Source organism: Antarctobacter sp., from assembly GCF_048262615.1.
In the GTDB taxonomy this organism is placed as follows: Bacteria; Pseudomonadota; Alphaproteobacteria; order Rhodobacterales; family Rhodobacteraceae; genus Antarctobacter.
Map to the genome: position 1 here is coordinate 183,083 of NZ_JBLXFB010000004.1, position 23,511 is coordinate 206,593.

The following is a 23,511-nucleotide window of genomic DNA, read 5'->3' on the forward strand; positions in this document are numbered from 1 at the left end:
TAACAATACGACAGACGAGGAAGGACCGAAGTTCATGGCAGGTAACAGCGGCGGCCCCTGGGGGGGCGGCGGTGGCAACCAGAACGGTGGCGGCAACGGTCAACGTCCGCCCAGCGGTGGCGGGGGCGGCGGGCGTCGTCCCGAAGACAGCCAGATCCCCGAGATCGACGAGTTGATGAAAAAGGGACAGGAACGCCTGCGCGTTCTGATGGGCGGTCGTGGCGGCGGCTCTGGAAACAATGGCACGGGCGGCGGCGGGTCCGGCGGGCCCGGCCTGACGCGGGGCACCGTGGGCATCGGCGCGGTTGTGCTGCTTGGCCTGTGGGCCTTTGCCAGCGTCTATACCGTGCGCCCCGAAGAGCAGTCGGTCGAGCTGTTCCTTGGCACCTATTCGAACACCGGCAATCCGGGTCTGAACATCGCGCCATGGCCGTTTGTGACCTATGAGGTTGTCAACGTGACCTCGGAACGGACCGAAACCGTGGGCGCAGGCCGTGGTGGTAATGACGGGCTGATGCTGACCACCGATGCGAACATCGTCGACATCGACTTTCAGGTGGTCTGGAACATCTCGGACCCGGCCAAGCTGTTGTTCAACATCCGCGATCCGCAACTGACCGTTCAGGCGGTGTCGGAATCGGTGATGCGTGAGATCATCGCGGCGTCGACCCTTGCGCCGATCCTCAACCGTGACCGTGGTGCGATTGCCGATGGCGCGCGTGAGCAGATTCAGGCAACGCTGGACGAATACGACAGTGGTATCAGCATCGTTCGGATCAACCTCGACAATGCCGACCCGCCGGGTGAAGTGATCGACGCCTTCCGCGCCGTTCAATCGGCCGAGCAGGAACGTGACCGGCTGGAACGTACGGCTGACGCCTATGCCAACCGTGTGGTCGCCGAGGCGCGCGGTGCAGCAGCGCAAACCCGCGAAGAGGCCGAAGGCTATCGCGCGCAGGTTGTGAACCAAGCCGTTGGTGAGGCCGCGCGCTTTACCAGCGTTCAGCGGGAATACGCGCTGGCCCCCGAGGTCACGCGCCGCCGCCTGTACATCGAGACGATGGAAAGCGTGTTGGGATCTGTCGACAAGATGATCCTCGACAATTCGGTGACCAGTGGGGGCGGGGCCGCCGGTGGCGGCGTTGTGCCGTACCTGCCGCTGAATGAACTTCGCCGCAGCGGAGGGAACAACTGATGCGCAAGACAACCCTGATTTTACCCGTCTTGGTCGTGGCCATTGTCGTCGTGCTGTCGTCGATCTTTGTGGTGGACGAACGCGAAAAGGCGCTGGTGCTGCAATTCGGCCAGATCAAGGCCGTGAAAGAAGAGCCGGGGCTGGCGTTCAAGATCCCGTTTATTCAGGAAGTCGTCTACTACGACGACCGTATCCTGTCGCTGGACACGCAAACCATCGAAGTCACGCCGTCGGATGACCGCCGCTTGGTCGTCGACGCCTTTGCCCGTTACCGGATCGCCGATGTGGTGCAATTCCGGCAAGCGGTGGGCACCGGCGGTATCCGCGTCGCTGAGGATCGTCTGTCAGGCATCCTGAACGCGCAGATCCGCGAAGTGCTGGGTGCCGATCAGGTCACATCGGACCGTATCCTGTCCAAGGACCGGGGCGGGCTGATGATCCGCATCCGTGACAGCGCCCGCGTGCAGGCCCGGTCGCTGGGTCTGGATGTGGTCGACGTGCGTCTCAAGCAGACCAACCTGCCGCAGCGCAACCTTGAAGCCACCTTTGAACGGATGAAGGCAGAGCGTCAACGCGAAGCGGCGGACGAGATCGCCCGTGGTAACGAAGCCGCGCAGCGTGTGCGTGCCTTGGCGGATCGTACCGTGGTCGAAACGCTGTCGGTCGCGGATCGGGACGCCAACGTGATCCGCGGTGAGGCCGACGCCGAGCGGAACCGGATCTTTGCCGATGCTTATGGCGCAGACCCCGAGTTCTTTGCCTTTTACCGCTCGCTTCAGGCCTATGAGACGTCGCTGAAGGGCAACAATTCGACCATGGTCATGACGCCGGACAGCCAGTTCTTTGAATACTTCAAGAACGAACTGTCGACCAACGGCTCTGTGACCCTGCCCGAACCGGTGGCCCGCGTTGTGGCCCCGGATGCACCGACGCCGGAAACTCCCGAAGATCCGGCGCCTGTCAGCCCGGCCCCGACGGACCCGGCCCCGGAGCCTGTTGCTCCGGCGGTGTCGCCAGTGGCGCCCGAGGCCGACACCCCGCCCGCCGACAATTAATTGAGCGGGACGGACATACTAACGGGGATCGGAATGGTCCTTGTGATCGAGGGGCTGGTGTATGCACTGGCCCCTTCGCTTGTGGAGCGCCTTTTGGAGGCGCTGCGCGCGCTGTCGCTGGAACAGCGCCGCAATCTTGGCCTGTTGACGCTGGTGTCCGGGCTGCTGGTGCTGTGGATCGCCAAGGGATGAGCCACCCGGCTGCGGTCCGCAAGAGACCCGCCCCAAGCGGTTTTTGACCGGGTTGCACACATGGGCCTAGCGGAAATGCGCCGATTTCCCTGTGTCACAGGTTTCTCACAAACCGGTGAGGCGGCATTTCATCCCTTTGGTGTTGCGCGCGCGCACCTATCTTTGACACACTGACCGACAGGAGGCAGGCGGTGGCGTGCGGCCCCGCGCGCCCGCTGGCTGGCAGAGACAAGGAGACCCCATTGAAACCGCAATCCCTCGCCCTGACGCAGGAGAATGCGACACCGCTGCGGCTGTTCTGGCTGGCATCGCTGTCGATGATCCTGATCGTATCGCAATCCCTGATGGCCCATGCGCGCGGCGCGCCCGAAAGCTTTGCCGATCTGGCAGAGCGGATCAGCCCCGCCGTGGTGAACATCACTACCTCGACAACGGTTGCGGGCCGGACCGGTCCGCGCGGCGTTGTGCCCGAAGGGTCCCCCTTCGAGGATTTCTTTCGTGAATTTCAGGACCGTGGCGGCCCCGACCGCCCGCGCCGGTCTTCGGCCCTTGGCTCTGGCTTCGTCATTTCCGAAGACGGGTTCATCGTGACCAACAACCACGTCATCGAAGGCGCGGATGAGATCACCATCGAGTTCTTCGAAGGGTTCGAATTGCCTGCGACGCTGGTGGGGACGGACCCCAACACCGACATCGCCCTGCTGAAGGTCGAGGCAGAGCGCCCACTGATCTACGTCAAGTTCGGCAACAGCGACACCGCGCGTGTCGGCGACTGGGTCATGGCCATGGGCAACCCGCTGGGTCAGGGCTTTTCGGTCTCGGCCGGCATCGTTTCGGCCCGCAACCGGGCGCTGAGCGGCACCTATGACGACTACATCCAGACCGACGCCGCCATCAACCGCGGCAACTCTGGCGGTCCGCTGTTCAACATGGACGGCGAAGTGATCGGCGTGAACACCGCGATCCTGTCGCCCAACGGCGGGTCGATCGGCATCGGCTTTTCGATGGCGTCGAACGTGGTGACCAATGTGGTCGGCCAGTTGCAGGAGTTCGGCGAGACCCGTCGCGGCTGGCTGGGTGTGCGCATTCAGGACGTCAGCGATGACGTGGCGGATGCGCTGGAACTGGCAGAGGCCAAAGGCGCGCTGGTGTCGGATGTGCCTGAGGGCCCCGCGCTGGAGGCCGGTGTCGCGGCAGGCGATGTGATCGTGTCGTTTGACGGCATCGACGTCGAGGACACCCGTCAGCTTGTCCGTATCGTGGCCAACACGCCGGTGGGCAAGACCGTGCGCGTGGTGGTGAACCGCGATGGCGCGACGCAGACGCTGAAGGTCACGCTGGGCCGCCGCGAAGAGGCGCAGTCCGCTGTTCCCGCCGCCGCCCCGGTGGTGCCCGACGCCCCGGCAGAGGTGAAGACCCTTGGCCTGACGCTCAGCCCGCTGACGGATGCGATCCGTTCCGAACTGGGTGTGCCCGACGGGATGCAGGGTCTGGCGATCATGGATGTCGATGCCACGACCGAGGCCTATGAAAAGGGCCTGCGCGCCGGTGACGTGATCACCGAAGCGGGTCAGCAGGCGATCAGCAGCCTCGAAGATCTGGAGGCGCGCATCGAAGAAGCCCGCGACGAGGGCCGCAAGTCGATCCTGTTGCTGGTGCGCAGCGGCGGCGACCCGCGCTTTGTCGCGCTGAGCCTGTCGGACGGCTGATCCCGCGCGACCGGACCATGAAACAGCAAAGGGCGGCCTGCGGGCCGCCCTTTTTTCGTCAGGGGGTGCGTTGGCGTGCGGTGGCTACAGCGTCCCCTCCGCCGGTTCCGTCCGGAGCAGTTCGATGGCGACCAGCCCCAGCGCCCGCGCGGTTTCCAGCGAAAGCTGCGCGCTTTTCAACCCGCGCTCTGACTGGTAGGCGCGCACGGCAGCGGTGGTCGGCGCGTCCAGCGTGCCGGTGACATTGCCCGCGAAATAGCCCCGCGCCGCCAGCGCGCGCTGGACCGAGGCGATGAACTCGGGCGTCATCTGTTCCGGGCAGGGGGCCTCGAAGGTGATCTCGCCGCGTTCACGGACCACGCGCGGCACCGGGGCCTTGCGGTAGATCGGCGGGCGGATCACGGTGCCGTCCTCGGCGATTTCGGCCTGAACCACCTGCACCTCACCCATGACATGCTCATAGACCGCCGGGCGCACGTCGCGCGCCCGGCAAGTGCCGTCCTCGACGTGTTCGGCCATAGGCGGCGGGCCGTCGGGCTCCTGCGCCTCGCGGCTGACGGTTTGCGGGTCGCCACAGGCGGCAAGCGCGCTCAGCGCAGCCAGCAGCGCGGCCGGGGGCCATGGGAAACGGGACATCTCTGCTCGGGCCTCTTGTGTGCCTTTGTTGCGGGGAACATAGCGGTTTTGACGGCCCCTGCCTAGAGCGCCGGAACAGCGGGGGAGGGCCGACAGCGACGGGTCGCCTGTGCCATGGCCCTCAGGGCGTATCGAGCAGCCGGTCCAGCAGCGCCGAGATATCCTCGATCTGTTCCGAGATGACGTGGGTCACACCGTTTTCGCGCTGCACCCGCCCGGTGACGCGCAGCATCCGGCCCGCGATCACCGCGCGGCGGAACCGTTCATACAGCTTGCGCCAGACGATGATGTTCACCACGCCGGTCTCATCCTCCAGCGTGATGAAGATCACCCCCTTGGCGGTGCCGGGCCGCTGCCGCAGGATCACCAGCCCGGCCACGGTGACGCGCGCGCCATTGGGCGGCTGGCCCAGACGGCTGGCGGGGATGCAAGAGGGGGGCTGAGGCCAAGTCATGTGAACAAATATAGAACATGTATCGGCCAGCGCCATGTTTTTCGCGGCTCTGCGAGCACCGGTCGGCCGCTGTGGTCGCAAAGGTGCAATAGGGGCTGGCGGCTGCGGGATGAGCGCACTACCTAGGATGTCGAATTTCAAGGAGAGCGGTGAAATGGCCAAGATCACCTATATCGAGCACAACGGCACGGAACATGTCGTCGACGTCCCCAACGGTCTGACCGTCATGGAAGGGGCGCGGGACAACAATATCCCCGGAATCGAGGCGGACTGCGGCGGCGCCTGCGCCTGTTCCACCTGCCACGTCTACGTGGCCGAAGACTGGGTCGAAAAGCTGCCCGCGAAAGACGACATGGAAGAGGACATGCTGGATTTCGCCTATGAGCCGGACGCCAAACGCTCGCGCCTGACCTGCCAGCTGCGGGTGACCGATGCGCTGGACGGGTTGATCGTGAAGATGCCCGAAAAGCAGATCTGATGCAGACGGGGGCGCCGCGTCACCCGGCGCGCCCGTGGGCGGCTGTCGCGCGCGGCGCGCGGTTGGCGCTGTGCCTGTGGCTGACGTCTCCCGTGGCCGCTGTCGCACAAGAGGCTGTCGCGGCGCGCTATGAAGGCGCGGTGACACGCTATCCGCACGGCGTTCTGGGCGATGAGGTCGAATACGACACGCTGGCGGTGACCCTGTCGGACGGGCGCGTGCTGCGCCGCCGCTGGGACGCGCCGTTGGTGTTCGAGGACGTGGCCCCCCGGCTGTGGGATGTGACCGGCGACGGGCGGCCGGAAATCGTCACGGTTGAGAGCCATGAGACGCGCGGCGCGCGACTGGCGATCTGGACCGTCGCGGAGGGCAGCCTTGACCCGCTGGCGGCCACGCCCTTTATCGGCCAGCGGTTCCGCTGGCTGGCGCCGGTAGGGGCGGCGGATCTGGACGGCGACGGCGCGATCGAGATCGCCTATGTCGACCGCCCGCATCTGGCCAAGACCCTGCGCATCTGGCGCTATACCGATGGCGCAATGCACGAGGTCGCGGCGGCACCGGGGTTCACCAATCACCGGATCGGTTGGGATTATATCGCGGGCGGCCTGCGCGACTGCGGCGACGGGCCGGAGATGATCCTTGCCAGTGGCGACTGGTCGCGGACCGTCGCCCTGCGCTTTGACGGCAGGCTCCGGGCGCGCGACCTTGGGGGCTACAGCGCCGACCGGATGGCCGCTGCCCTGACCTGTCGCTGATCGGTGCCGAGGCGCAGGGCGTTCAGGGTTTCTTCTCTGTCCAAATACCCCCTTTGAGTCGACCGCAGGGAGACGATAGCTTGCGGAAAGCCCGCCTTTGGCATGATGCGCCCTTTGCGCCGCCTGACCCGCACGATTCGGGCTTTGCTTTCCCGGCGCTCCGAATTACCCCTGTCGGCCATGAAAATACTCTTTCTAGGCGACGTCATGGGCCGCGCGGGGCGGCAGGGCATTACGGAACGGCTCCCGGCCCTGTGCAAGGACTGGCGGCTGGATTTCGTGATCGTGAACGGCGAGAACGCCACCAATGGCGCGGGCCTGTCGGCGGAACATGCCAAGGCGATCTTCGAGGCGGGGGCAGATGTGATCACGCTGGGTGATCATGCCTTTGACCAAAAGGAAATGCTGACCCATATCGAGGGCGACACCCGCATCATCCGCCCACTGAACATCGCCCGGCAAGCGCCGGGGCGTGGGGCCGCGATCTACAAGGACGCGCGCGGGCGCAAGGTGCTGGTGGCGCAGGCGCTGGGGCAGGTGTTCATGAGCCGCAACTACGACAGCCCCTTTGTGGCCATCGACGAATTGCTCAAACGGCATCCGCTGGGCGGGCAGGCGCAGGCCATCGTGGTCGACATGCACTGCGAGGCCACTTCGGAAAAGATGGGCATGGGGCATTTCTGCGACGGGCGGGCCAGTCTGGTGGTGGGCACGCACACCCATGTGCCGACTTCGGACACCCAGATCCTGCCCGGCGGCACGGCGTTTCAGTCCGACGCGGGCATGTGCGGCGACTATAACTCGGTCATCGGCATGGACCCGGCAGAGCCGCTGCGCCGCTTTGTCAATGGCATGGGCAAGGGCCGGTTCAACCCCGCTTTGGGCGAGGCGACGCTGAGCGGTGTCTATGTCGAGACGGACGACAGCACGGGCAAGGCCGTCTCTGTGCAGATGGTCCGCCAAGGCGGGCGGCTGGCCCAGTCCGGCCCCGCATGATCCGGCTGCTGCCCTTTGCCACGCTGGTGGTGACGGGCGCGGCCTGGGGTGCGACGCAGCCGCTGGCCAAGATCGCGGTCTCGGAGGGTTATCGGCATTTCGGGCTGATCTTTTGGCAGACGGTGCTGGTGGGGCTGCTGCTGGGCGCGCTGACGCTGCTCAAGGGCAAGCGGCTGCCGCTGCATATACCCGCCCTGAGGCTGTATCTGTTCATCGCCATTGTGGGCACGGTTGTGCCGGGTATCGCGTCTTATCAGGCGGCGGTGCATCTGCCCTCGGGGGTGCTGTCGATCCTGCTGAGTTCGGTGCCGATGTTCGCGCTGCCCATAGCGCTTGCGCTGGGCACGGACCGGCTGTCAGTCGCGCGGCTGACGGGCCTGTTGCTGGGGCTGGGCGGGGTGGCGCTGCTGGTGCTGCCAGAGGCGAGCCTGCCCGCCGGGACAGAGGCCGTCTGGATCGCCATCGCGCTGATCGCCTCGGCCTGTTACGCGCTGGAGGGCAACATGGTCGCCAAATGGGGCACGCAGGGTCTGGACGCGGTGCAGGTGCTGACCGGGGCGTCGGTGCTGGGCGCGGTGCTCAGCCTGCCGCTGGCGCTGGCGAGCGGCCAGTTCATCGGGCCCGCCCTGCCGCTGGGAGCCCCGGACAAGGCGGTGATCGCCAGCGCGGTGCTGCACGGCTTTGCCTATTCGGCCTATGTCTGGCTGGTGGGCCGCGCGGGGGCGGTCTTTGCCGCGCAGGTCAGCTATCTGGTGACGCTGTTCGGGATCACATGGGCGATGCTGTTCCTGTCCGAGGCCTATACCGGATGGGTCTGGGCGGCGCTGATCCTGATGATGGCGGGCATGGCTCTTGTGCAGCCGCAGCGCAAACCGCTTGTACCCGACCGGGCGTCACGCCAGAATGCGGTCGGTTGAGGGCAGGCGGTGAGCTGAGCGGGACATGATCGGAATTGAGCTGAGCCAGACAGGTCAGGCAATGGTAACTCTTGCCGTGGTGGCTGTGATGTTCGTGCTGTTTGTGCGCGAATCCTACCCCACGGAGGTGACCGCCATCGGCGGTGTCGCGGTGCTGTTGCTGCTGGGCGCGCTGCCCTATGAGGCGGCGCTGGAGGTCTTGTCGAACCCCGCGCCATGGACCATTGCGGCGATGTTTGTCGTCATGGGGGCCTTGGTGCGGACCGGCGCGCTGGATGCCTTTACCGGATATGCGCAGGTTCAGGTCGCCAAGCGGCCACGGCAGGCGATTGCGGGCATCCTGATGGTGGTGGTCGTGGCCTCGGCGGTGATGAACAACACGCCGGTGGTGGTAGTCATGCTGCCGATTTTTGTGCAGATTTCCAATTCGATGGGCATTGCGCCGTCGAAACTGCTGATCCCGCTGAGTTATGCCGCGATCCTTGGCGGCACGCTGACTCTGATCGGGACCTCGACCAATCTGCTGGTGGATGGTGTCGCGCGGGCGAGCGGGCTGGAGCCGTTCACCATCTTCGAGGTGACGCCGCTGGCGGTGATCCTTGTGGCGTGGGGCATGTTCTATCTGCTGTTTTTCGGTCGCTTCCTGTTGCCGGACCGGACCTCGATGGCGGGAATGCTGTCGGACCGTTCGCGGATGAAGTTCTTTTCCGAGGCGGTGATTCCGCCGGACAGCAACCTGATCGGGCGCGAAGTCCTTGGCGTGCAGTTGTTCAAGCGCGAGGGCGTGCGCCTGATCGACGTGATCCGTGGCGACGAGTCGCTGCGCCGCAACCTGCAAGAGGTCGAACTACAGGTCGGCGACCGCGTGGTGCTGCGCACCAAGATGAACGAATTGCTGTCGCTGCAACGCAACAAGGAACTGAAACGCGTCGATCAGGTCTCTGCCAAGGAAACCACCACGGTCGAGGTGCTGATCACGCCGGGCTGCAAGATGGTGGGCCGCAGCCTTGGCGCGCTGCGCCTGCGCCGGAAATTCGGGGTCTATCCGCTGGCGGTGCACCGGCGGAACCAGAACATCGGGCGGCAGTTGGACGATCTGGTGGTGCGGGTGGGCGATACCCTGCTGCTGGAGGGCAGCGCCGAAGACATCAAGCGGCTGGCCGACGAGATGGAACTGGTCGACGTGGCGCAGCCCTCGGCGCGGGCGTTCCGGCGCGGCCATGCCCCGGTGGCGCTGTTGGCACTGGCCGGAATCGTGGTGCTGTCGGCCTTTGGCGTGGCACCGATTCTGGCGCTGGCGGTGGTCGCGGTGGCGGTTGTCCTGCTGACCCGCTGCATCGACGCGGATGAGGCGTTTTCCTTTGTCGAGGGACAGTTGCTGGCGCTGATCTTTGCCATGCTGGCCATCGGCGCGGCGCTGCAAACCTCGGGCGCGGTCGAACTGATTGTCGGCGGGGTGGCCCCGTGGATGACCAATCTGCCCGCGCCGCTGGTGATCTGGGCGGTCTACCTGATGACCAGCCTGCTGACCGAAGCCGTGTCAAACAACGCCGTCGCTGTGGTGGTGACGCCCATCGCAATCAGCCTTGCCGCCGCGATTGGCGTTGACCCGCGCCCCTTGGTGGTGGCGGTCATGGTCGCGGCCTCGTGCAGCTTTGCCACGCCCATCGGCTATCAGACCAATACGCTGGTCTACGGTCCCGGCGGCTACAAGTTTTCGGACTTCTTCAAGGTCGGCCTGCCGCTGAACCTGTCGGTGGGGGTGCTGGCGTCGTTCCTGATCCCGTGGTTCTGGCCGCTGTGATCCTCCTGAGGGGGATCTGGCCAGTGACGTGACCGGGGGCACCGGGAAACCGGGGCGCGGATCACAAGGATCGGGATATATACCCTTTGGCGGCCCATGCGCGGGCCGCCAATACGACGGGCCCGTCGCCACCGACCCTTGCGCGCAAACGGTCCTTCAGCTCTTGCCGGTGCGCCTGCGTAAGGCTCTTGCAATAGCCGGGTGCCGGTCCCGCCCCCAGCGTGAAGGGGTGCCAGAACGCGTCGAAATCCTCAAAACCGGTGGCGACCTCGATCGGGACGACCTCTGTCCTTTCAAGGCCCGCGTCATCGCACAGACCGGCAAGGCTTTCCGGATTGCAGAATGGAAAGCGGGCGCTTTCGTCCAGATCGGCGGCTGCCGGATCAACCTCTGCCGCCGCTTTCCAGAACGCGTCGATAAAGCCCATGCCGCCGCCCGGATAGTCCCACAGATAGAACGACAGCAGGCCACCGCGCCGGAGCACGCGGCACATCTCGGCAAAGGCCGCCGGTCTGTCGGGAATGAAGTTCAGCACCAGTGCCGAGGTGACGCAATCGACAGAGCCATCCTGAACTGGAAGCTGCAAGGCGTCGGCAACCTGAAACCGGGCGCGGCTGTCGTCGGTCTGCGCCTTGGCGTGGGCGACGAAATCGGCGGACTGGTCGGTGGCCAGGATTGAGCGTGGCGCGGCCGTGGCGAGGATTGTCCGGGTCAGCGCCCCGGTGCCGCACCCGAGTTCAAGCCAGTCCGCCTCCGCGCTGGGCGCAAGCCAGTCAAGGAAACGGGCCGCGATCAGCTGGCTCCAGCGGCCCATGTAGTGATCATAGCTTTGGCCCGCGCTCCAGGTGTCGAATTCGCCATGTTTCGGCATCGTATCCTCCGGGTCCTTTGGACGCTGTTTTTGCCAGCTTCAGCGCATCCGAACCCAAGGTATAGCATAGTTGTGGTCAAAGCGCTTGGGGGTGGCCGGGCACAGCAGAGCCAGACATGGTCTTTGCGGGCCATCCGGTCGAGCCGCCGCCCTGGCGATGCGGTCGCGGGCGCGGCGCGCGGTTATCCGTAGCGTTCTACGAACCCTTCCAGCAGGCGCGGCGGTTCGGTGACGCGGGCAGCGCGGCACATCCCGATCAGGGTGTCGGCCTCTTCGGGGGCGAAATAGCCCTTGTGCCGGTAGATGCGGATGCGGGTTTCAAATTCTTTGGCGTCGGCCTCCGGGTGAAACTGGGTGGCATAGACGTTCTGCCCGTAGCGGATCATCTGGTAGGGACAGGGGCCGGAGGAGATCAGGTGGACCGCGCCTTTGGGCAGGCCCTGCACCGCTTCCTTGTGCCCGACGAAGGCGTCGAACCGGTCCGGCAGTCCGATGGTCAGCGGGTCTTGTGCGCCGTCTTCGGTCCGGTAGCAAGTCACCGCGCCCACCGGCTCTCCGTAGCGGTCCTTGGACACTTCGGCCCCAAGGTGATGGGCAAGGATGCCGATGCCATAGCAGCAGCCCATGAAGGGAATGTCCTGTGCGGTGATCTTTGGCATCAGCCGCAGGATCGCCTCTTCGATGCGGCGCTCTGCCGGGGCCTTCCTGGCGGGCGGATCGCTGACGCAGCCCGGACCGCCGCCGACGATCACACCGGCGTAGTCGCCGGGGTCGAGGTCGGGGGGCAGATCCTCGTGGTCCAGACAGAGCCGGTGAACGCGGTCCTCGGACAGGCCGGAGGTGGTGAGGATGGCGCGGTACTCAGAGTCGCTGGCCTCGGCCTCGGGGCGCAGCTGGAGGAGAAGGAATTTGCTCATGTCCCAGCGCTAGCGCAGCCCGGACCCCTGCGCAACGCCCGGACTTGGCAAGGGGGGCGGCGCTGGCCTATAGAGACGCGGATATCTCAGGGCATCCGACAAAGAGGCACACCGACCATGGCCGGCCATTCCAAATGGGCAAACATCCAGCACCGCAAGGGCCGTCAGGACAAGATCCGGGCCAAGATCTTTTCGAAGCTGTCGAAGGAGATCACCATCGCCGCCAAGATGGGCGATCCGGATCCGGAAAAGAACCCGCGTCTGCGGCTGGCGGTGAAAGAGGCCAAGGGCCAGTCGATGCCCAAGGACAACATCGAGCGCGCCATCAAGAAGGCGACCGGGGGCGACGCCGAGGATTACGAGGAAATCCGCTATGAGGGCTATGGGCCGGGCGGCGTGGCGGTGATTGTCGAGGCGATGACCGACAACCGCAACCGGACCGCATCGACGGTGCGGTCGACCTTTGCCAAGAACGGCGGCAATCTGGGTGAGACCGGCTCTGTCGGGTTCATGTTCGAGCGCAAGGGAGAGATCCTTTATCCGGCGTCCGTGGGCGATGCCGACACCGTCATGATGGCGGCGATCGAGGCGGGGGCCGAGGACGTCGAAAGCTCGGACGAGGGGCATGTGATCTGGTGCGCCGACACCGATCTGAACGAGGTGTCGACCGCGCTGGAGGGCGAGCTGGGCGAGTCGGACTCGACCAAGCTGGTGTGGAAGCCGACCACCACCACGGACATGGATTTCGATGGCATGCAGTCCTTGATGCGGCTGATCGAGGCGCTGGAGGACGATGATGACGTCCAGCGGGTGACGGCCAACTTCGAGGCCTCGGATGAGGTCATGGCGAAGCTGGAAGAGGCCTGAGGTTTCGGGCCTTTCAGGGACCTGAGGAAACCCCCGCCTTGGCGGGGGTTTTTGTTTGGCCCTAAGGGGGGTGTCCACGCGTGGACAAGATCCCGGTGACGCGAAATCAAGGGGTTACAGAGGCGTTTTTACCTTTTGTCAAGGTTCTCGGACCATGATGGAGGGCAAGGGTTCGGCATTTCGGACCGCAAAGGGCAAGGGGCCTCACGCCGCCGTCACACCTGTTCCGGTGGCGATCGCCGGATCGGCTGAGACCGGATTGGAGCTGTCCCGGCGCGCCCGTCCTGCACCGATGCCAGTCCGGCGTTTGCGCCCTGCGGCCCGCGCTTTTGTTTTGCGGTTCGCGCCTGCGCTGTGGTGCGAGTCTGCGTCCGGTCGGCCTGTGTTTGGGTCCAGACGTTCGGCGACCGTCCGTCGGCCCGTGTTTGCGTTCTGACGTCCGGTGACTGCCCGTCGGCCTGCGCCCGCGGCCTGACGTCCGACGATTGCCCGTCAGCCCGCGCGTGCGTCCTGACGTCCCGCGACCGCCTATCGGTCCTGCGCCTGCGGCTTGACGTCCCGCGACCGCCTATCGGTCCTGCGCCTGCGGCTTGACGTCCCGCGACCGCCCGTCGGCCCGCGTGTGCGCCCTGACGCCTCGCGACCGTCTGTCGGCCCGCGTGTGCGCCCTGACGCCTCGCGACGACCTGTCGGCCCGCGTGTGCGTCCTGACGTCCCGCGACCGCCCGTCGGCCTGCGCCTGCGGCCTGACGCCTCGCGACCGCCTGTCGGCCCGCGCCCGCGCAGTTCAACACCCGACACATAGCCGGATGCAGGGAAACCGACCGGACTGTGCTATGATCTACGGATTCGAGGCAGTCATACATCCGGGAGCCGTGCCAACAGGAGGACGGTGTATGATCATGCGCATATTTCAGGTTGTGACCCGACCGGGAAAGGAAGAAGAGTTTGGACGCTTCTTCCACGAAACGGCAATTCCGTTGATGCGGGGAACCAAGGGCATCGTTCAGGTGCTGCCCGGTGCGCCGCGCGCGGAGTCGCCCAGAGAGTTCAGCTTTGTGATGGTGTGGGAAAGCCTTGGCGCGCTCAAGGCCTTTGTTGGTGACGATTACCAGAGCCCGCACATCGACCCGGCAGAGGCGGAACTGGTCGAGTCGCGGACCATCAAACATTACGATCTGGTGGAAGATTGATGGGCAAGGAGATCAGAAACCCGGATGCCCTTGTGTCGACGCAATGGCTTGCAGACCATCTGGACGATCCCGGTCTCAGGGTATTCGACTGCTCGACCGTGTTGCAGTTCGAGGCGGGCGGCAAACGGCCATACCGGGTGCTCAGCTGCGCCGCCGAACACGCGGCGGGCCACATCCGCGGAGCGGGTTATTTCGACTTGCAGCGGGATTTTTCCGTGGCTGACAGTCCGTATGGCATGACCCTTGCAGACCCGGAAACGGTGGCCTCATCCTTTGAGCAAGCGGGTATCGGGGATACGGCGCGCGTGGTTCTCTACAGCCGCAGAAGCCCGTCCTGGGCCACCCGTTTCTGGTGGATGCTGCGCTGGCTTGGATTTGACAACGCGGCCGTGCTGGACGGTGGGTTCGAGAAATGGATGGCCGAAGGCCGGCCCGTTTCCACCGCAGCGGGCAGCTATCCCCGTGGCCGACTGTCGATCCGCCTGCGGCCAGACCTGTTTGTTGCCAAGGACGACGTTCTGGCTGCGATTGACGCGCCGGAGACCTGCCTTGTCAACGCGTTGGGGCGAGACATCTTTTCCGGTGAAAACCTGCGCTACGGACGACCGGGACGCATTCCCGGCAGCATAAGTTTGCCGCAGGTGGATCTGGTGGACCCCGAGACCAACACATTCCTGCCGGCAGAGGATATTTCGCGGCTGATCGAGAGCAGCGGGGCCAACGGCGCACAAAGGCACATCACCTATTGCGGTGGCGGGATATTTGCCACTCTGGATGCCTTTTGGCTTTATCAGTTGGGGCACGACACCGTGGCGGTTTACGAAAATTCGATGAGCGAATGGGGGCCGGATCAAAGCCTGCCCATGGAGACCGGCTAGCCCTTGGGCCCATGTCGCTCCGTCAGGGGGGCGCGCGCCGTTGCCGCCGTTGCCGCAGCTACGGCACACGCATGCCCCGCCATCACTCCGCGCCGGTTCCCGGACGCCTGAAACCGCGTGTTTTCCACCGGGGCGCTTCCGCGTTTCTGCCATACACCCGCGGCCCCGACGGAATGCCCGACTTGCAGGGATGCGCGAAAACCGCCTAAGCCGGGGGGATGTTGGTCCGGGCGCTTTTCTTGCTGGTGGTCTTTGTGGCGCTTTCGGGGGCCGCGACATGGTATTTCGGGCACGAGGTGCTGATTGCGCTGGGGCTGATCCTGACCCAGATCAAGGTGCTGATGAAAAAGCTGGTCGGCGTCGAACTGCCGGTGCTTTTTGTCTGGCTCAAGACGCAAGGCGCGATGTTTTTCCGGGTCGAGCTGATCAAGAAATGGATCATGACCTCGGTCCTGCCCCTGATGTTGGGCAAGGCGCTGTTGCGGCGCATTCAACTGCTGGTGAAAGGCTATCTGGAGGGGGTGCAACTGCGCTATGCGCGGCTGCTGGCTTGGTTCAACCGGCTGAGCCCGCTGGAGCGCGCGGTGGCGTGGATGGTGATCCTGTTTGCCTCGCTGGCCTTGTCGGTGACCTCGATGGGGCTGTGGCTGATCCTGTTTTCGGTGCAATTGCCGCTGTGGCTGGTGGCGGCGGGCGGGGCGGCGCTGCGGCTGACGTGGTCGACGCTGCAAAAGGGTGTGTTCAAGGCGCTGGCGTTTTTGCAACTGGGCTGGCTGTGGAAAGGCATCAAGCGGCTGCTGCCCGCCGCCGTGCTGGAACGCAAGCGCCGCACCGAGTTCCGCATCGCGCGCGCGATTGTGCGGCGGCGGCGCATGACGTTGAAGCAATTGGTGGAGCGCAAGGGGCGGCTGCCGTTCAAGCTGGGGGTGCTGGCGGAGTATCTGTTCCACCCGCCGGGGCGCAAGCGGTAGCGGCGTGGTCAGGCGGTGGCGGTCGGGGGAAAGACCTGCCGCCGGACCAGCGGGCTGATCCCGATCAGCACCAGCCCGATCGACAGCAGGCACCAGACCGCCGGCATCTCATTGGGGTTGCCGGTCAGGCCGGAGGCCAGCAGCGGACCGACCAGCGTGTTCAGAACGGCAAAACGCCATGCTCCGTAAAGGCAGGGCAGGACCAGCGTGGCCAGCAGGTAGTCGGGGAAATGGCCGATCCCGCCGACCCAGTGCGCAAGGCTGAACAGATTGTTGAGCGGCATCGTCCAGCCGATGTGCCAGTCGCCCGAGATGGTGCAGAACGCCGCCCCGCAAAGCGGTGTGCCGGGCGGGCAGGGGCCCAGCCAGTCGGCGGGGATCAGGCGCGCCAGCAGGGTCAGCGACACCAGCGAGGCCAGCACCAGCACCATGCGTCGGGTGCGCGGGGCGATATCCGGGCCGACGAGGGCCAGACAGAACAGGTTGATCACGATGGGCTGCAAGACGATGTGCAGGTAGGACAGGACCGTCACCGTGGTGTTGGCCGGTGTGCCGCATTGGTCCACGGTGCTGTAACCCCAGGCCTGTAGCCCCTCCATCAGGGTGAAATAACCCAGCGTCCCCCAGATGCCCGCAGGCTCTCCGCGCCGCCATGTGGCGAGGGTTGCGGCGGCCCCAAGGCCGGCCATGGCAAAGGTCGCGGTTTCGCTCCAGCACATGTGATCCCTCCCTTGTGGGCAGAATTCTGGAAATGGCCGGGCGGGTCAATGCCGTCGCGGGGCGGGGGCCTTTCTGCTTGCCCTTGAGGCGGTTCCACGCGAAAGGACGCGGCTGGACCATGAGATGCGAAAGAGGATGAGATGGAAGCGGTGCTGGCGGGGTTTGCCCTAGGGCTCAGCCTGATCCTTGCGATCGGGGCGCAGAATGCCTTTGTGCTGCGGCAGGGGCTGCGGCGGGTGCATGTGCTGCCGGTGGTGCTGGTCTGTGCGGTCTCGGACGCGGCGCTGATCGCGGGCGGGGTGGCGGGCTTTGGCGCGCTGGTCGAGGCGGTGCCGGGGCTGGAATGGGGGATGCGGATCTTTGGCGCGGCCTTCCTGATCTGGTACGGGGCCAAGACCCTGTACGCGGCATGGAAAGGCGGCGCGACACTGGCGGCGGGCGCGGGTGCGCAAAGCCTGCGGGCGGCGGTTCTGACCTGTCTGGCGCTGACTTGGCTGAACCCGCATGTCTATCTCGACACGGTGGTCCTGCTGGGCGCGGTCTCGGCGCAATATGACAACCGGCTGGGTTTTGCGCTGGGCGCCATGACGGCCTCGTTCGTGTTCTTCTTTTCGCTGGGCTATGGCGCGCGGGCGCTGGCGCCGCTGTTTGCACGGCCTGCGGCGTGGCGGGTGCTGGATCTGGTGATCGGGCTGACCATGTGGGCCATCGCGGCAAAGCTGATCGCGATGTAGCGCCGGGGGGCTTGTACCTGCGGATCAATCGGCTAAGCCTTGGCCATGGCGGACAATTTGCAGAGCCCGGCACGGGGCGTGTTCTGGATGGTGGTGACGGGGTTGTGCTTTGTCGCCGTGACGGCGCTGGTGAAATCGCTGGGGCCGCGCATCCCGGCGGCGGAATCGGCGTTTCTGCGCTATGTGCTGGGGCTGATCTTTCTGCTGCCGGTCGCAAGAAGCGTGGTCAAGGTGCGGTTGACGCCCCGGCTGTGGCGGCTGTTCACCCTGCGCGCGGTGTTCCACACCGGCGGCGTGGTGCTGTGGTTCTACGCCATGACCCGCATTCCCATCGCCGAGGTGACGGCGATGAACTATATCAACCCGGTCTACGTGACGGTTCTGGCGGTGATCTTTCTGGGTGAGCGGCTGGCGTTGCGGCGGGTCACGGCCATCGTGGCGGCGCTGGTCGGCGCGCTGATGATCCTGCGCCCCGGTTTCCGGGAACTGGATCCGGGGCATTTCGCCATGCTGGGGACGGCGCTGTTGTTTGCCGGGTCCTACCTGTTGGCCAAGATCCTGTCCGGCGAGGTGAGCGCCACGGTGGTGGTCGCGCTGTTGTCGGTCGGGGTGACCATCGGGCTTGCGCCGCTGGCCATCGCGGTCTGGGTCTGGCCGACGGCGTCGGAACTGCTGGTGCTGCTGGGCGTGGCGTTCTTTGCCACGGCGGGGCACTATGTGATGACACTGGCCTTTGCCGCAGCGCCGGTGACGGTGACGCAGCCGGTGACCTTTCTGCAATTGGTCTGGGCGGTGGCGCTGGGCGCGATCGCCTTTGGCGAGCCTGTGGATCCTTGGGTCATCGCGGGCGGGTCGCTGATCATGTCGGCGGTGATTTTCATCACCTGGCGCGAGGCGGTGCTGAAGCGGCGGATCACGCCGCTGGTGTCGGAAACCAAGACCTGACGCCCTGACGGCGGGTCACGTTTCGCTGAAACTCCTTCGGTTGGGCGCAATGGCGCCCCATTTTTTAACGATGATGCAAGCATTCGCGTGCAGCATATCAGGAGGAATTTGATGTTTGCGGAGGGAAAAATGACCGATGACATGACAGAAATTGAGGACTTCCTGCTGAGTGAACGGCAGAAGGTTCTGTCCGAGGCAGAGTGGCGGTTCCGGATGCGGGGCTATGGTTACAACCTGCGGCGCACCGACCACGGCGTCGAAGTTGCGCGGCTGCCGCAGAACCGGGTTTTGGGCACGCTGAACCTCTGAATTTTTGCCAAAAGGCTCGACAGGGTCTCTGCGGGACGTGTCTGATGTGCTCCGAATATCGGAGGACAAGGTTTGAAGAAACGGAATTTTCGCAAAGCGGTTATCGGGGCTTTGGTCGCGATGGGTGCGCCGGGTGTCGCGCAGGCCGGGCTGGACGTCTGCAACGACACCGACCTGCGGCAGAGCGTGGCCATCGGCTATGAGGCGCCGGGCGGTGTCTGGACATCCGAGGGCTGGTGGCAACTGGCACCGGGGGACTGCAAGACGGTCATGGGGCGCGATCTGGGCCGGCGCTATTTCTACTACAGGGCAACGGTGCCGGGCGGCGCATTCGACGGGCCGTTTTCATTTTGCAGCGCGCCGGACGCCTTTACCATCGAGGGCGACAAGGACTGCGGCGCGCGCGGCTATGACAGCACGCGCTTTCGCAAGGTCGACACCGGCGAGGCGGCGGACTTTACCCTGACGCTGGTGGCGGACGGGGCGGCGGGCCCGGAGCCTGACGATCCGGACCCCGACTACAGCGAAGAGGAACTGCCGCTGGAATCGGCGGTGGATTTTCCGCGCGGCAGTCTGGGGGAGCCATTTACCCAAAACGGTATCTTTACCGGCTGTGAGCTGATCGACGGGCTGGATTTTTGCAGCTTTGAGATCGAGGGCTGGCGCTATCACGCCTATTACGGCGGCGGCACGGCGGACAGTATTCTGGACGATCTGCAACACTGGCCCATGCCGCTGGCGGTCGAGATCGAAGGCGACATGGTCAACTACGGCGACATCACGGTCGAGGTGGCGCTGGCGCGGGTGACAGAGGTCTTTGACGGCGATTTCTTTGCCGAAGAGCGGCAGATGATGCAGGGGACGTGGCAATCGGTGGACGATCCCGAAGCGCAATTCACGATCGCGGGGGCGGATGTCTACGACTACTACGGCGGCGAATTCATCGGCCACCAGTGGATGACGCTGGGCGGGACGTGTCCGGATGCGCCCTATGAGGGGATCGGGTTCACCCGGACCGAATTGGAGACGCAGGAGAGTTGGTGCGAGCATCTGGGGGAGGTGACGGCGGAGCGGCTGGAACTGATCATCCCTGAGTTGGGCGATGTGCTGACCTATCGCCGGGTCGACTGACACCCGCGCGACGGACGTTTTCGACAGACATAAAGCGCCGGACCCCGAGCAGGGATTCGGCGCTTTTTGCGTGTGAGTGTTGGGTGTGGTGTTTTTGATTGACTGGACAGTCAATAAAACCCATTTTGGCCGTATGCCAAAGATCGGACAAGAACCAATTCGGCGCGCCGCGCTTATGGAGGCCACGGTGGCCGAGATCGGCGAGGCCGGGTCGCTGGACGTGACCGTCTCACGGATCGCGCGGCGGGCGGGTATGTCCAGCGCGCTGGCGCATCACTATTTCGGCGGCAAGGCGCAGATTTTCCTCGCCGCCATGCGCCACATCTTGACCGAATACGGGGCCGAAGTGCGCCATGCGCTGGCCACCGCCCCCGAAGGCGGGCGGCTGGAGGCGGTGATCGCGGCGAACTTTGCCGACAGTTGCTTTCGGTCTGACACGGTGGCGGCGTGGTTGAATTTCTATGTGCTGGCGCGGAAGGAACCAGAGGCCGCGCGCCTGCTGCATGTCTATCAACGGCGGCTTCATTCCAATCTGGTGCATGCGTTGCGCGACCGGGCCGACAACCCGGACGCGGTGGCCCAGCAGATCGCGGCGCTGATTGATGGTGTCTACCTGCGCGCGGCCTTGTCGGGCAGCGGCGTCGCGGGGGCCGCCTGCCAAGTCATCCAAACCGCCCACGCCCTGATGAGGACGACATGACCAAACCCAATATCCTGATCGTGATGGTGGACCAGTTGAACGGGACGCTGTTCCCCGATGGTCCTGCCGATTGGCTGCACACGCCGAACCTGCGGGCGCTGGCGGAACGGTCGGTGCGGTTCCAGAACGCCTATACCGCCAGCCCGCTCTGCGCGCCGGGGCGGGCCAGTTTCATGTCCGGGCAATTGCCCAGCATGACGCGGGTCTATGACAATGCGGCGGAGTTCGCGTCGGACATCCCCACCTATGCGCATCACCTGCGGCGGGCGGGCTATCAGACCTGTCTTTCGGGCAAGATGCATTTTGTCGGCCCGGACCAGATGCACGGGTTCGAGGAACGGCTGACCACGGATATCTACCCCGCCGATTTCGGCTGGACCCCGGATTACCGCAAGCCGGGAGAGCGGATCGACTGGTGGTACCACAACATGGGGTCGGTGACGGGCGCGGGTGTGGCCGAGATCTCCAACCAGATGGAATACGACGATGAGGTGGCCTATCACGCCGAGCGCAAACTGTATGATCTGGCGCGGGGCAAGGACGCGCGGCCGTGGTGCCTGACCGTCAGCTTTACCCATCCGCATGACCCCTATGTGGCGCGCAAGAAGTACTGGGACCTGTACGAGGATTGCGACCACCTGACGCCAGAGGTTCCGGCCATGGCGTATGAGGATCACGACCCCCACAGCAAGCGGATTTTCGACGCCAACGACTGGCGCAGTTTCGACATCTCCGAGGAGGATATTCGCCGGTCGCGGCGCGCCTATTTCGCCAATATCTCATACCTTGATGAGAAGATCGGCAAGCTGCTGGAGGTGTTGGACGAGACCCGGCAGGAGGCGATTGTGGTCTTTGTCTCTGATCACGGCGACATGCTGGGCGAGCGGGGCCTGTGGTTCAAGATGAGCTTTTACGAAGGTGCGGCGCGGGTGCCTTTGATGATCGCCGTGCCGGGGGCAGAGGGCGCGCGGATTGACGCGCCGGTCTCGACCATCGACCTGTGCCCGACGCTGTGTGATCTGGCGGGGGTGGACATGTCCGAGGTTATGCCGTGGACCGAGGGCGAAAGCCTGACGCCGGTCATGCAGGGGCGGGCGCGCATTTCCCCGGTGGCGATGGAATACGCGGCAGAGGCCTCTTATGCGCCGCTGATCTGCCTGCGCGAGGGGCGGTGGAAATACACCAACTGCGCGCTGGACCCCGAGCAGCTGTTTGACCTTGAGGCCGATCCGCATGAGCTGACCAATCTGGCAGAGGACGCGGACCATGCGGAGGTGCTGGAGAAATTCCGGGTCAAATCTGCCGCGCGATGGGATCTGGAGCGGTTCGACGCCGAGGTGCGGCAGTCTCAGGCGCGGCGCTGGGTGGTCTATGAGGCGTTGCGGCAGGGTGGCTATTTCCCGTGGGATTTCCAGCCGCTGCAAAAAGCCAGCGAGCGCTACATGCGCAACCATATGGATTTGAACGACGTGGAAGACAGCCAGCGCTTTCCGCGCGGCGAGTGACGCCCGTTCTACAGGAGACAGATGATGAGTTATGACACGCAACCGCAGGCCTCGCATTTTGTCGATGGTCGGTATCTTGAAGACACGGCAGGCGAAGTGATCGAGGTGGTCTATCCGGCCACGGGTGAGGTGATTGCACGTCTGCACGCGGCGACACCGGCGGTGATCGAACAGGCGATTTCCAGCGGGCGGCGGGCGCAGGCTGAATGGCGCAAGCTGAGCGGGACGGAACGGGGCCGCGTGCTGCGCCGGGCGGCCGATATCATGCGCGAACGAAACCGCGATCTGTCGGTTCTGGAAAGCTATGACACCGGCAAGCCGCTGTCCGAAACGCTGTATGTGGATGCCACCAGCGCGGCGGATGCGCTGGAGTATTTCGGCGGTTTGGCAGGCAGTTTGACGGGCGAGCATGTGCAACTGCCGGACGGCAACTGGGGCTACACGGTACGTGAACCGCTGGGCCTGTGCGTTGGCATCGGCGCGTGGAATTATCCGACGCAGATTTCCTGCTGGAAGGGCGCGCCCGCGCTGGCCTGCGGCAACGCGATGATCTTCAAACCCTCCGAGGAAACGCCACTCTGCGCGTTGAAGGTGGCCGAGATCATGATCGAGGCGGGCGCGCCTGCGGGGCTGTATAACGTGGTTCAGGGTGCGGGGGCCTTGGGGGCGGCGCTTGTCACCGATCCCCGTGTCGACAAGGTTTCCCTGACCGGATCGGTGCCGACAGGGCGCAAGGTTTATGCCGCCGCCGCCGAAGGCATGAAGCATGTGACGATGGAACTGGGCGGGAAATCCCCGTTGGTGATCTTTGACGACGCGGATCTGGAAAACGCCGTTGGGGGCGCGATCCTCGGGAACTTTTATTCCTCCGGTCAGGTCTGTTCCAACGGCACGCGGGTCTTTGTGCAAAAGGGCATCAAGGAGGCGTTTCTGGAGCGTCTGGCGGCGCGCTTGCAGGGCGCGGTGATCGGCGATCCGATGGATCAGGCGGTGACATTTGGCCCGATGGTCAGCGCCCGGCAGCGCGAGATCGTGCTGGGCTATATCGAAAAGGGCATGGCCGAGGGCGCGCGGCTGGTCTGTGGCGGGGCGGCCTTGGAACGCGACGGGTTTTATGTCGCGCCGACGGTTTTTGCCGATGTGACCGATGACATGGTGATCGCGCGCGAAGAGATCTTTGGCCCCGTCATGGCGGTGTTGGATTTCGAGTCCGAGGATGAGGTGATCCCGCGCGCCAATGATACCACGATGGGTCTGTCGGCGGGGGTCTTTACCCGCGATCTGGCGCGCGCGCATCGGGTGATCGGGGCGCTGGACGCGGGATCGTGTTTCATCAACTCGTACAATGACGCGCCGGTAGAACTGCCCTTTGGGGGCGTCAAGATGTCGGGTGTCGGGCGCGAGAACTCCAAGGCGGCGATCGGACATTATTCGCAGTTGAAGTCGGTGTTTGTGCGGATGGGCGACGTCGAGGCGCCGTTCTGAGAGGCGTGCTTGCGGGCGCGCCCACCCGCCCACCCCGCGCCCGCAAGCGCGCGGTGGGGGCGGCAGGGGGTGTGCCCGTTTTGAAGGTTGAAGG

At 65.0% G+C, this 23,511-nt stretch carries 25 protein-coding genes; 20 read left to right on the top strand and 5 right to left on the bottom strand.

The features are described 5' to 3' along the window. Positions 1-34 precede the first annotated feature (34 nt). From hflK to ACN0S5_RS06340, 4 genes are all read left to right on the top strand, one after another. Positions 35-1,195 carry an FtsH protease activity modulator HflK gene (gene hflK, locus ACN0S5_RS06325; RefSeq protein ID WP_417207050.1) on the top strand — a complete coding sequence of 387 codons (1,161 nt, stop codon included), beginning with the start codon at positions 35-37 and terminating at the stop codon, positions 1,193-1,195. Continuing rightward, positions 1,195-2,250, top strand: coding sequence for an SPFH domain-containing protein (locus ACN0S5_RS06330; RefSeq protein ID WP_417207052.1), 1,056 nt, complete (start codon positions 1,195-1,197; stop codon positions 2,248-2,250). Before hflK ends, ACN0S5_RS06330 begins: the two co-directional genes overlap by 1 nt. Further along, on the top strand, positions 2,251-2,442 hold the full coding sequence (locus ACN0S5_RS06335; RefSeq protein ID WP_417207054.1) for a DUF2065 domain-containing protein: 192 nt from the start codon (positions 2,251-2,253) through the stop codon (positions 2,440-2,442). 242 nt (positions 2,443-2,684) lie between these two features. Beyond that, positions 2,685-4,151, top strand: coding sequence for a Do family serine endopeptidase (locus ACN0S5_RS06340; RefSeq protein ID WP_417207057.1), 1,467 nt, complete (start codon positions 2,685-2,687; stop codon positions 4,149-4,151). Between the two features lie 84 nt (positions 4,152-4,235). On the opposite strand, the gene ACN0S5_RS06345 is transcribed toward ACN0S5_RS06340, so the two are convergent. Both ACN0S5_RS06345 and ACN0S5_RS06350 read right to left on the bottom strand, forming a co-directional pair. Beyond that, positions 4,236-4,787: a peptidoglycan-binding domain-containing protein gene (locus ACN0S5_RS06345; protein WP_417207059.1), complete on the bottom strand. Its 552-nt coding sequence runs from the start codon at positions 4,785-4,787 to the stop codon at positions 4,236-4,238. Positions 4,788-4,908: 121 nt separating this feature from the next. After that, positions 4,909-5,241, bottom strand: coding sequence for an OB-fold nucleic acid binding domain-containing protein (locus tag ACN0S5_RS06350; protein ID WP_417207061.1), 333 nt, complete (start codon positions 5,239-5,241; stop codon positions 4,909-4,911). A gap of 154 nt (positions 5,242-5,395) precedes the next feature. On the opposite strand from ACN0S5_RS06350, the gene ACN0S5_RS06355 reads away from it, so the two are divergent. From ACN0S5_RS06355 to ACN0S5_RS06375, 5 genes are all read left to right on the top strand, one after another. Further along, positions 5,396-5,719, top strand: a complete 324-nt coding sequence (locus ACN0S5_RS06355) for a 2Fe-2S iron-sulfur cluster-binding protein (RefSeq protein WP_417207063.1) — start codon at positions 5,396-5,398, stop codon at positions 5,717-5,719. Next, positions 5,719-6,474 (top strand): FG-GAP repeat domain-containing protein, encoded by a 756-nt coding sequence (locus ACN0S5_RS06360; RefSeq protein ID WP_417207065.1) that lies wholly within the window; start codon positions 5,719-5,721, stop codon positions 6,472-6,474. The genes ACN0S5_RS06355 and ACN0S5_RS06360 overlap by 1 nt, the downstream gene beginning before the upstream one ends. Positions 6,475-6,654: 180 nt before the next feature. Then, positions 6,655-7,470, top strand: a complete 816-nt coding sequence (locus tag ACN0S5_RS06365; protein ID WP_417207067.1) for a TIGR00282 family metallophosphoesterase — start codon at positions 6,655-6,657, stop codon at positions 7,468-7,470. After that, the gene (locus ACN0S5_RS06370; RefSeq protein WP_417207070.1) at positions 7,467-8,387 is read left to right on the top strand and encodes a DMT family transporter; all 921 of its coding nucleotides are present in this window, start codon (positions 7,467-7,469) and stop codon (positions 8,385-8,387) included. The genes ACN0S5_RS06365 and ACN0S5_RS06370 overlap by 4 nt, the downstream gene beginning before the upstream one ends. Before the next feature lie 25 nt (positions 8,388-8,412). Further along, entirely contained in the window at positions 8,413-10,191 is a 1,779-nt protein-coding gene (locus tag ACN0S5_RS06375) for an SLC13 family permease (protein WP_417207072.1), read from the top strand. A gap of 61 nt (positions 10,192-10,252) precedes the next feature. Here the strand turns inward: ACN0S5_RS06375 and ACN0S5_RS06380 are convergent, their stop codons facing one another. After that, complete coding sequence (locus ACN0S5_RS06380; RefSeq protein ID WP_417207074.1) at positions 10,253-11,062, bottom strand: class I SAM-dependent methyltransferase; 810 nt, start codon at positions 11,060-11,062, stop codon at positions 10,253-10,255. A 182-nt stretch (positions 11,063-11,244) separates the two neighbouring features. Further along, the gene (locus tag ACN0S5_RS06385) at positions 11,245-11,979 is read right to left on the bottom strand and encodes a glutamine amidotransferase (RefSeq protein ID WP_417207076.1); all 735 of its coding nucleotides are present in this window, start codon (positions 11,977-11,979) and stop codon (positions 11,245-11,247) included. A gap of 117 nt (positions 11,980-12,096) precedes the next feature. Between ACN0S5_RS06385 and ACN0S5_RS06390 the strand changes: the two genes are divergently transcribed. The 4 genes from ACN0S5_RS06390 (at position 12,097) to ACN0S5_RS06405 (ending at position 15,888) form a co-directional block, all read left to right on the top strand. Beyond that, positions 12,097-12,846, top strand: coding sequence for a YebC/PmpR family DNA-binding transcriptional regulator (locus ACN0S5_RS06390; protein WP_417207078.1), 750 nt, complete (start codon positions 12,097-12,099; stop codon positions 12,844-12,846). An 896-nt stretch (positions 12,847-13,742) separates the two neighbouring features. Then, entirely contained in the window at positions 13,743-14,039 is a 297-nt protein-coding gene (locus ACN0S5_RS06395) for an antibiotic biosynthesis monooxygenase family protein (RefSeq protein WP_417207080.1), read from the top strand. Next, positions 14,039-14,917 (top strand): sulfurtransferase, encoded by an 879-nt coding sequence (locus tag ACN0S5_RS06400; protein WP_417207082.1) that lies wholly within the window; start codon positions 14,039-14,041, stop codon positions 14,915-14,917. The genes ACN0S5_RS06395 and ACN0S5_RS06400 overlap by 1 nt, the downstream gene beginning before the upstream one ends. A 239-nt stretch (positions 14,918-15,156) precedes the next feature. Next, on the top strand, positions 15,157-15,888 hold the full coding sequence (locus tag ACN0S5_RS06405; protein WP_417207084.1) for a hypothetical protein: 732 nt from the start codon (positions 15,157-15,159) through the stop codon (positions 15,886-15,888). 8 nt (positions 15,889-15,896) lie between these two features. Here the strand turns inward: ACN0S5_RS06405 and ACN0S5_RS06410 are convergent, their stop codons facing one another. After that, positions 15,897-16,607, bottom strand: a complete 711-nt coding sequence (locus tag ACN0S5_RS06410; protein ID WP_417207086.1) for a DUF5765 domain-containing protein — start codon at positions 16,605-16,607, stop codon at positions 15,897-15,899. A 141-nt stretch (positions 16,608-16,748) separates the two neighbouring features. Here ACN0S5_RS06410 and ACN0S5_RS06415 point away from each other — a divergent pair, with 141 nt between their 5' ends. The 7 genes from ACN0S5_RS06415 to betB all read left to right on the top strand — a co-directional run bounded on the left by ACN0S5_RS06415 (position 16,749) and on the right by betB (position 23,417). Continuing rightward, positions 16,749-17,342: a LysE/ArgO family amino acid transporter gene (locus tag ACN0S5_RS06415; RefSeq protein ID WP_417207088.1), complete on the top strand. Its 594-nt coding sequence runs from the start codon at positions 16,749-16,751 to the stop codon at positions 17,340-17,342. Positions 17,343-17,387: 45 nt separating this feature from the next. Further along, entirely contained in the window at positions 17,388-18,287 is a 900-nt protein-coding gene (locus tag ACN0S5_RS06420; protein WP_417207091.1) for a DMT family transporter, read from the top strand. Positions 18,288-18,416: 129 nt separating this feature from the next. Continuing rightward, positions 18,417-18,596: a hypothetical protein gene (locus ACN0S5_RS06425; RefSeq protein ID WP_323771147.1), complete on the top strand. Its 180-nt coding sequence runs from the start codon at positions 18,417-18,419 to the stop codon at positions 18,594-18,596. A 72-nt stretch (positions 18,597-18,668) separates the two neighbouring features. After that, on the top strand, positions 18,669-19,727 hold the full coding sequence (locus tag ACN0S5_RS06430; protein ID WP_417207093.1) for a DUF1036 domain-containing protein: 1,059 nt from the start codon (positions 18,669-18,671) through the stop codon (positions 19,725-19,727). Between the two features lie 133 nt (positions 19,728-19,860). Then, positions 19,861-20,427: a choline-responsive transcriptional repressor BetI gene (gene betI / locus ACN0S5_RS06435; RefSeq protein ID WP_417207096.1), complete on the top strand. Its 567-nt coding sequence runs from the start codon at positions 19,861-19,863 to the stop codon at positions 20,425-20,427. Then, positions 20,424-21,932 (top strand): choline-sulfatase, encoded by a 1,509-nt coding sequence (betC, locus tag ACN0S5_RS06440; RefSeq protein WP_417207098.1) that lies wholly within the window; start codon positions 20,424-20,426, stop codon positions 21,930-21,932. Before betI ends, betC begins: the two co-directional genes overlap by 4 nt. 24 nt (positions 21,933-21,956) lie before the next feature. Then, entirely contained in the window at positions 21,957-23,417 is a 1,461-nt protein-coding gene (gene betB / locus ACN0S5_RS06445; protein WP_417207101.1) for a betaine-aldehyde dehydrogenase, read from the top strand. Positions 23,418-23,511: the final 94 nt, after the last annotated feature.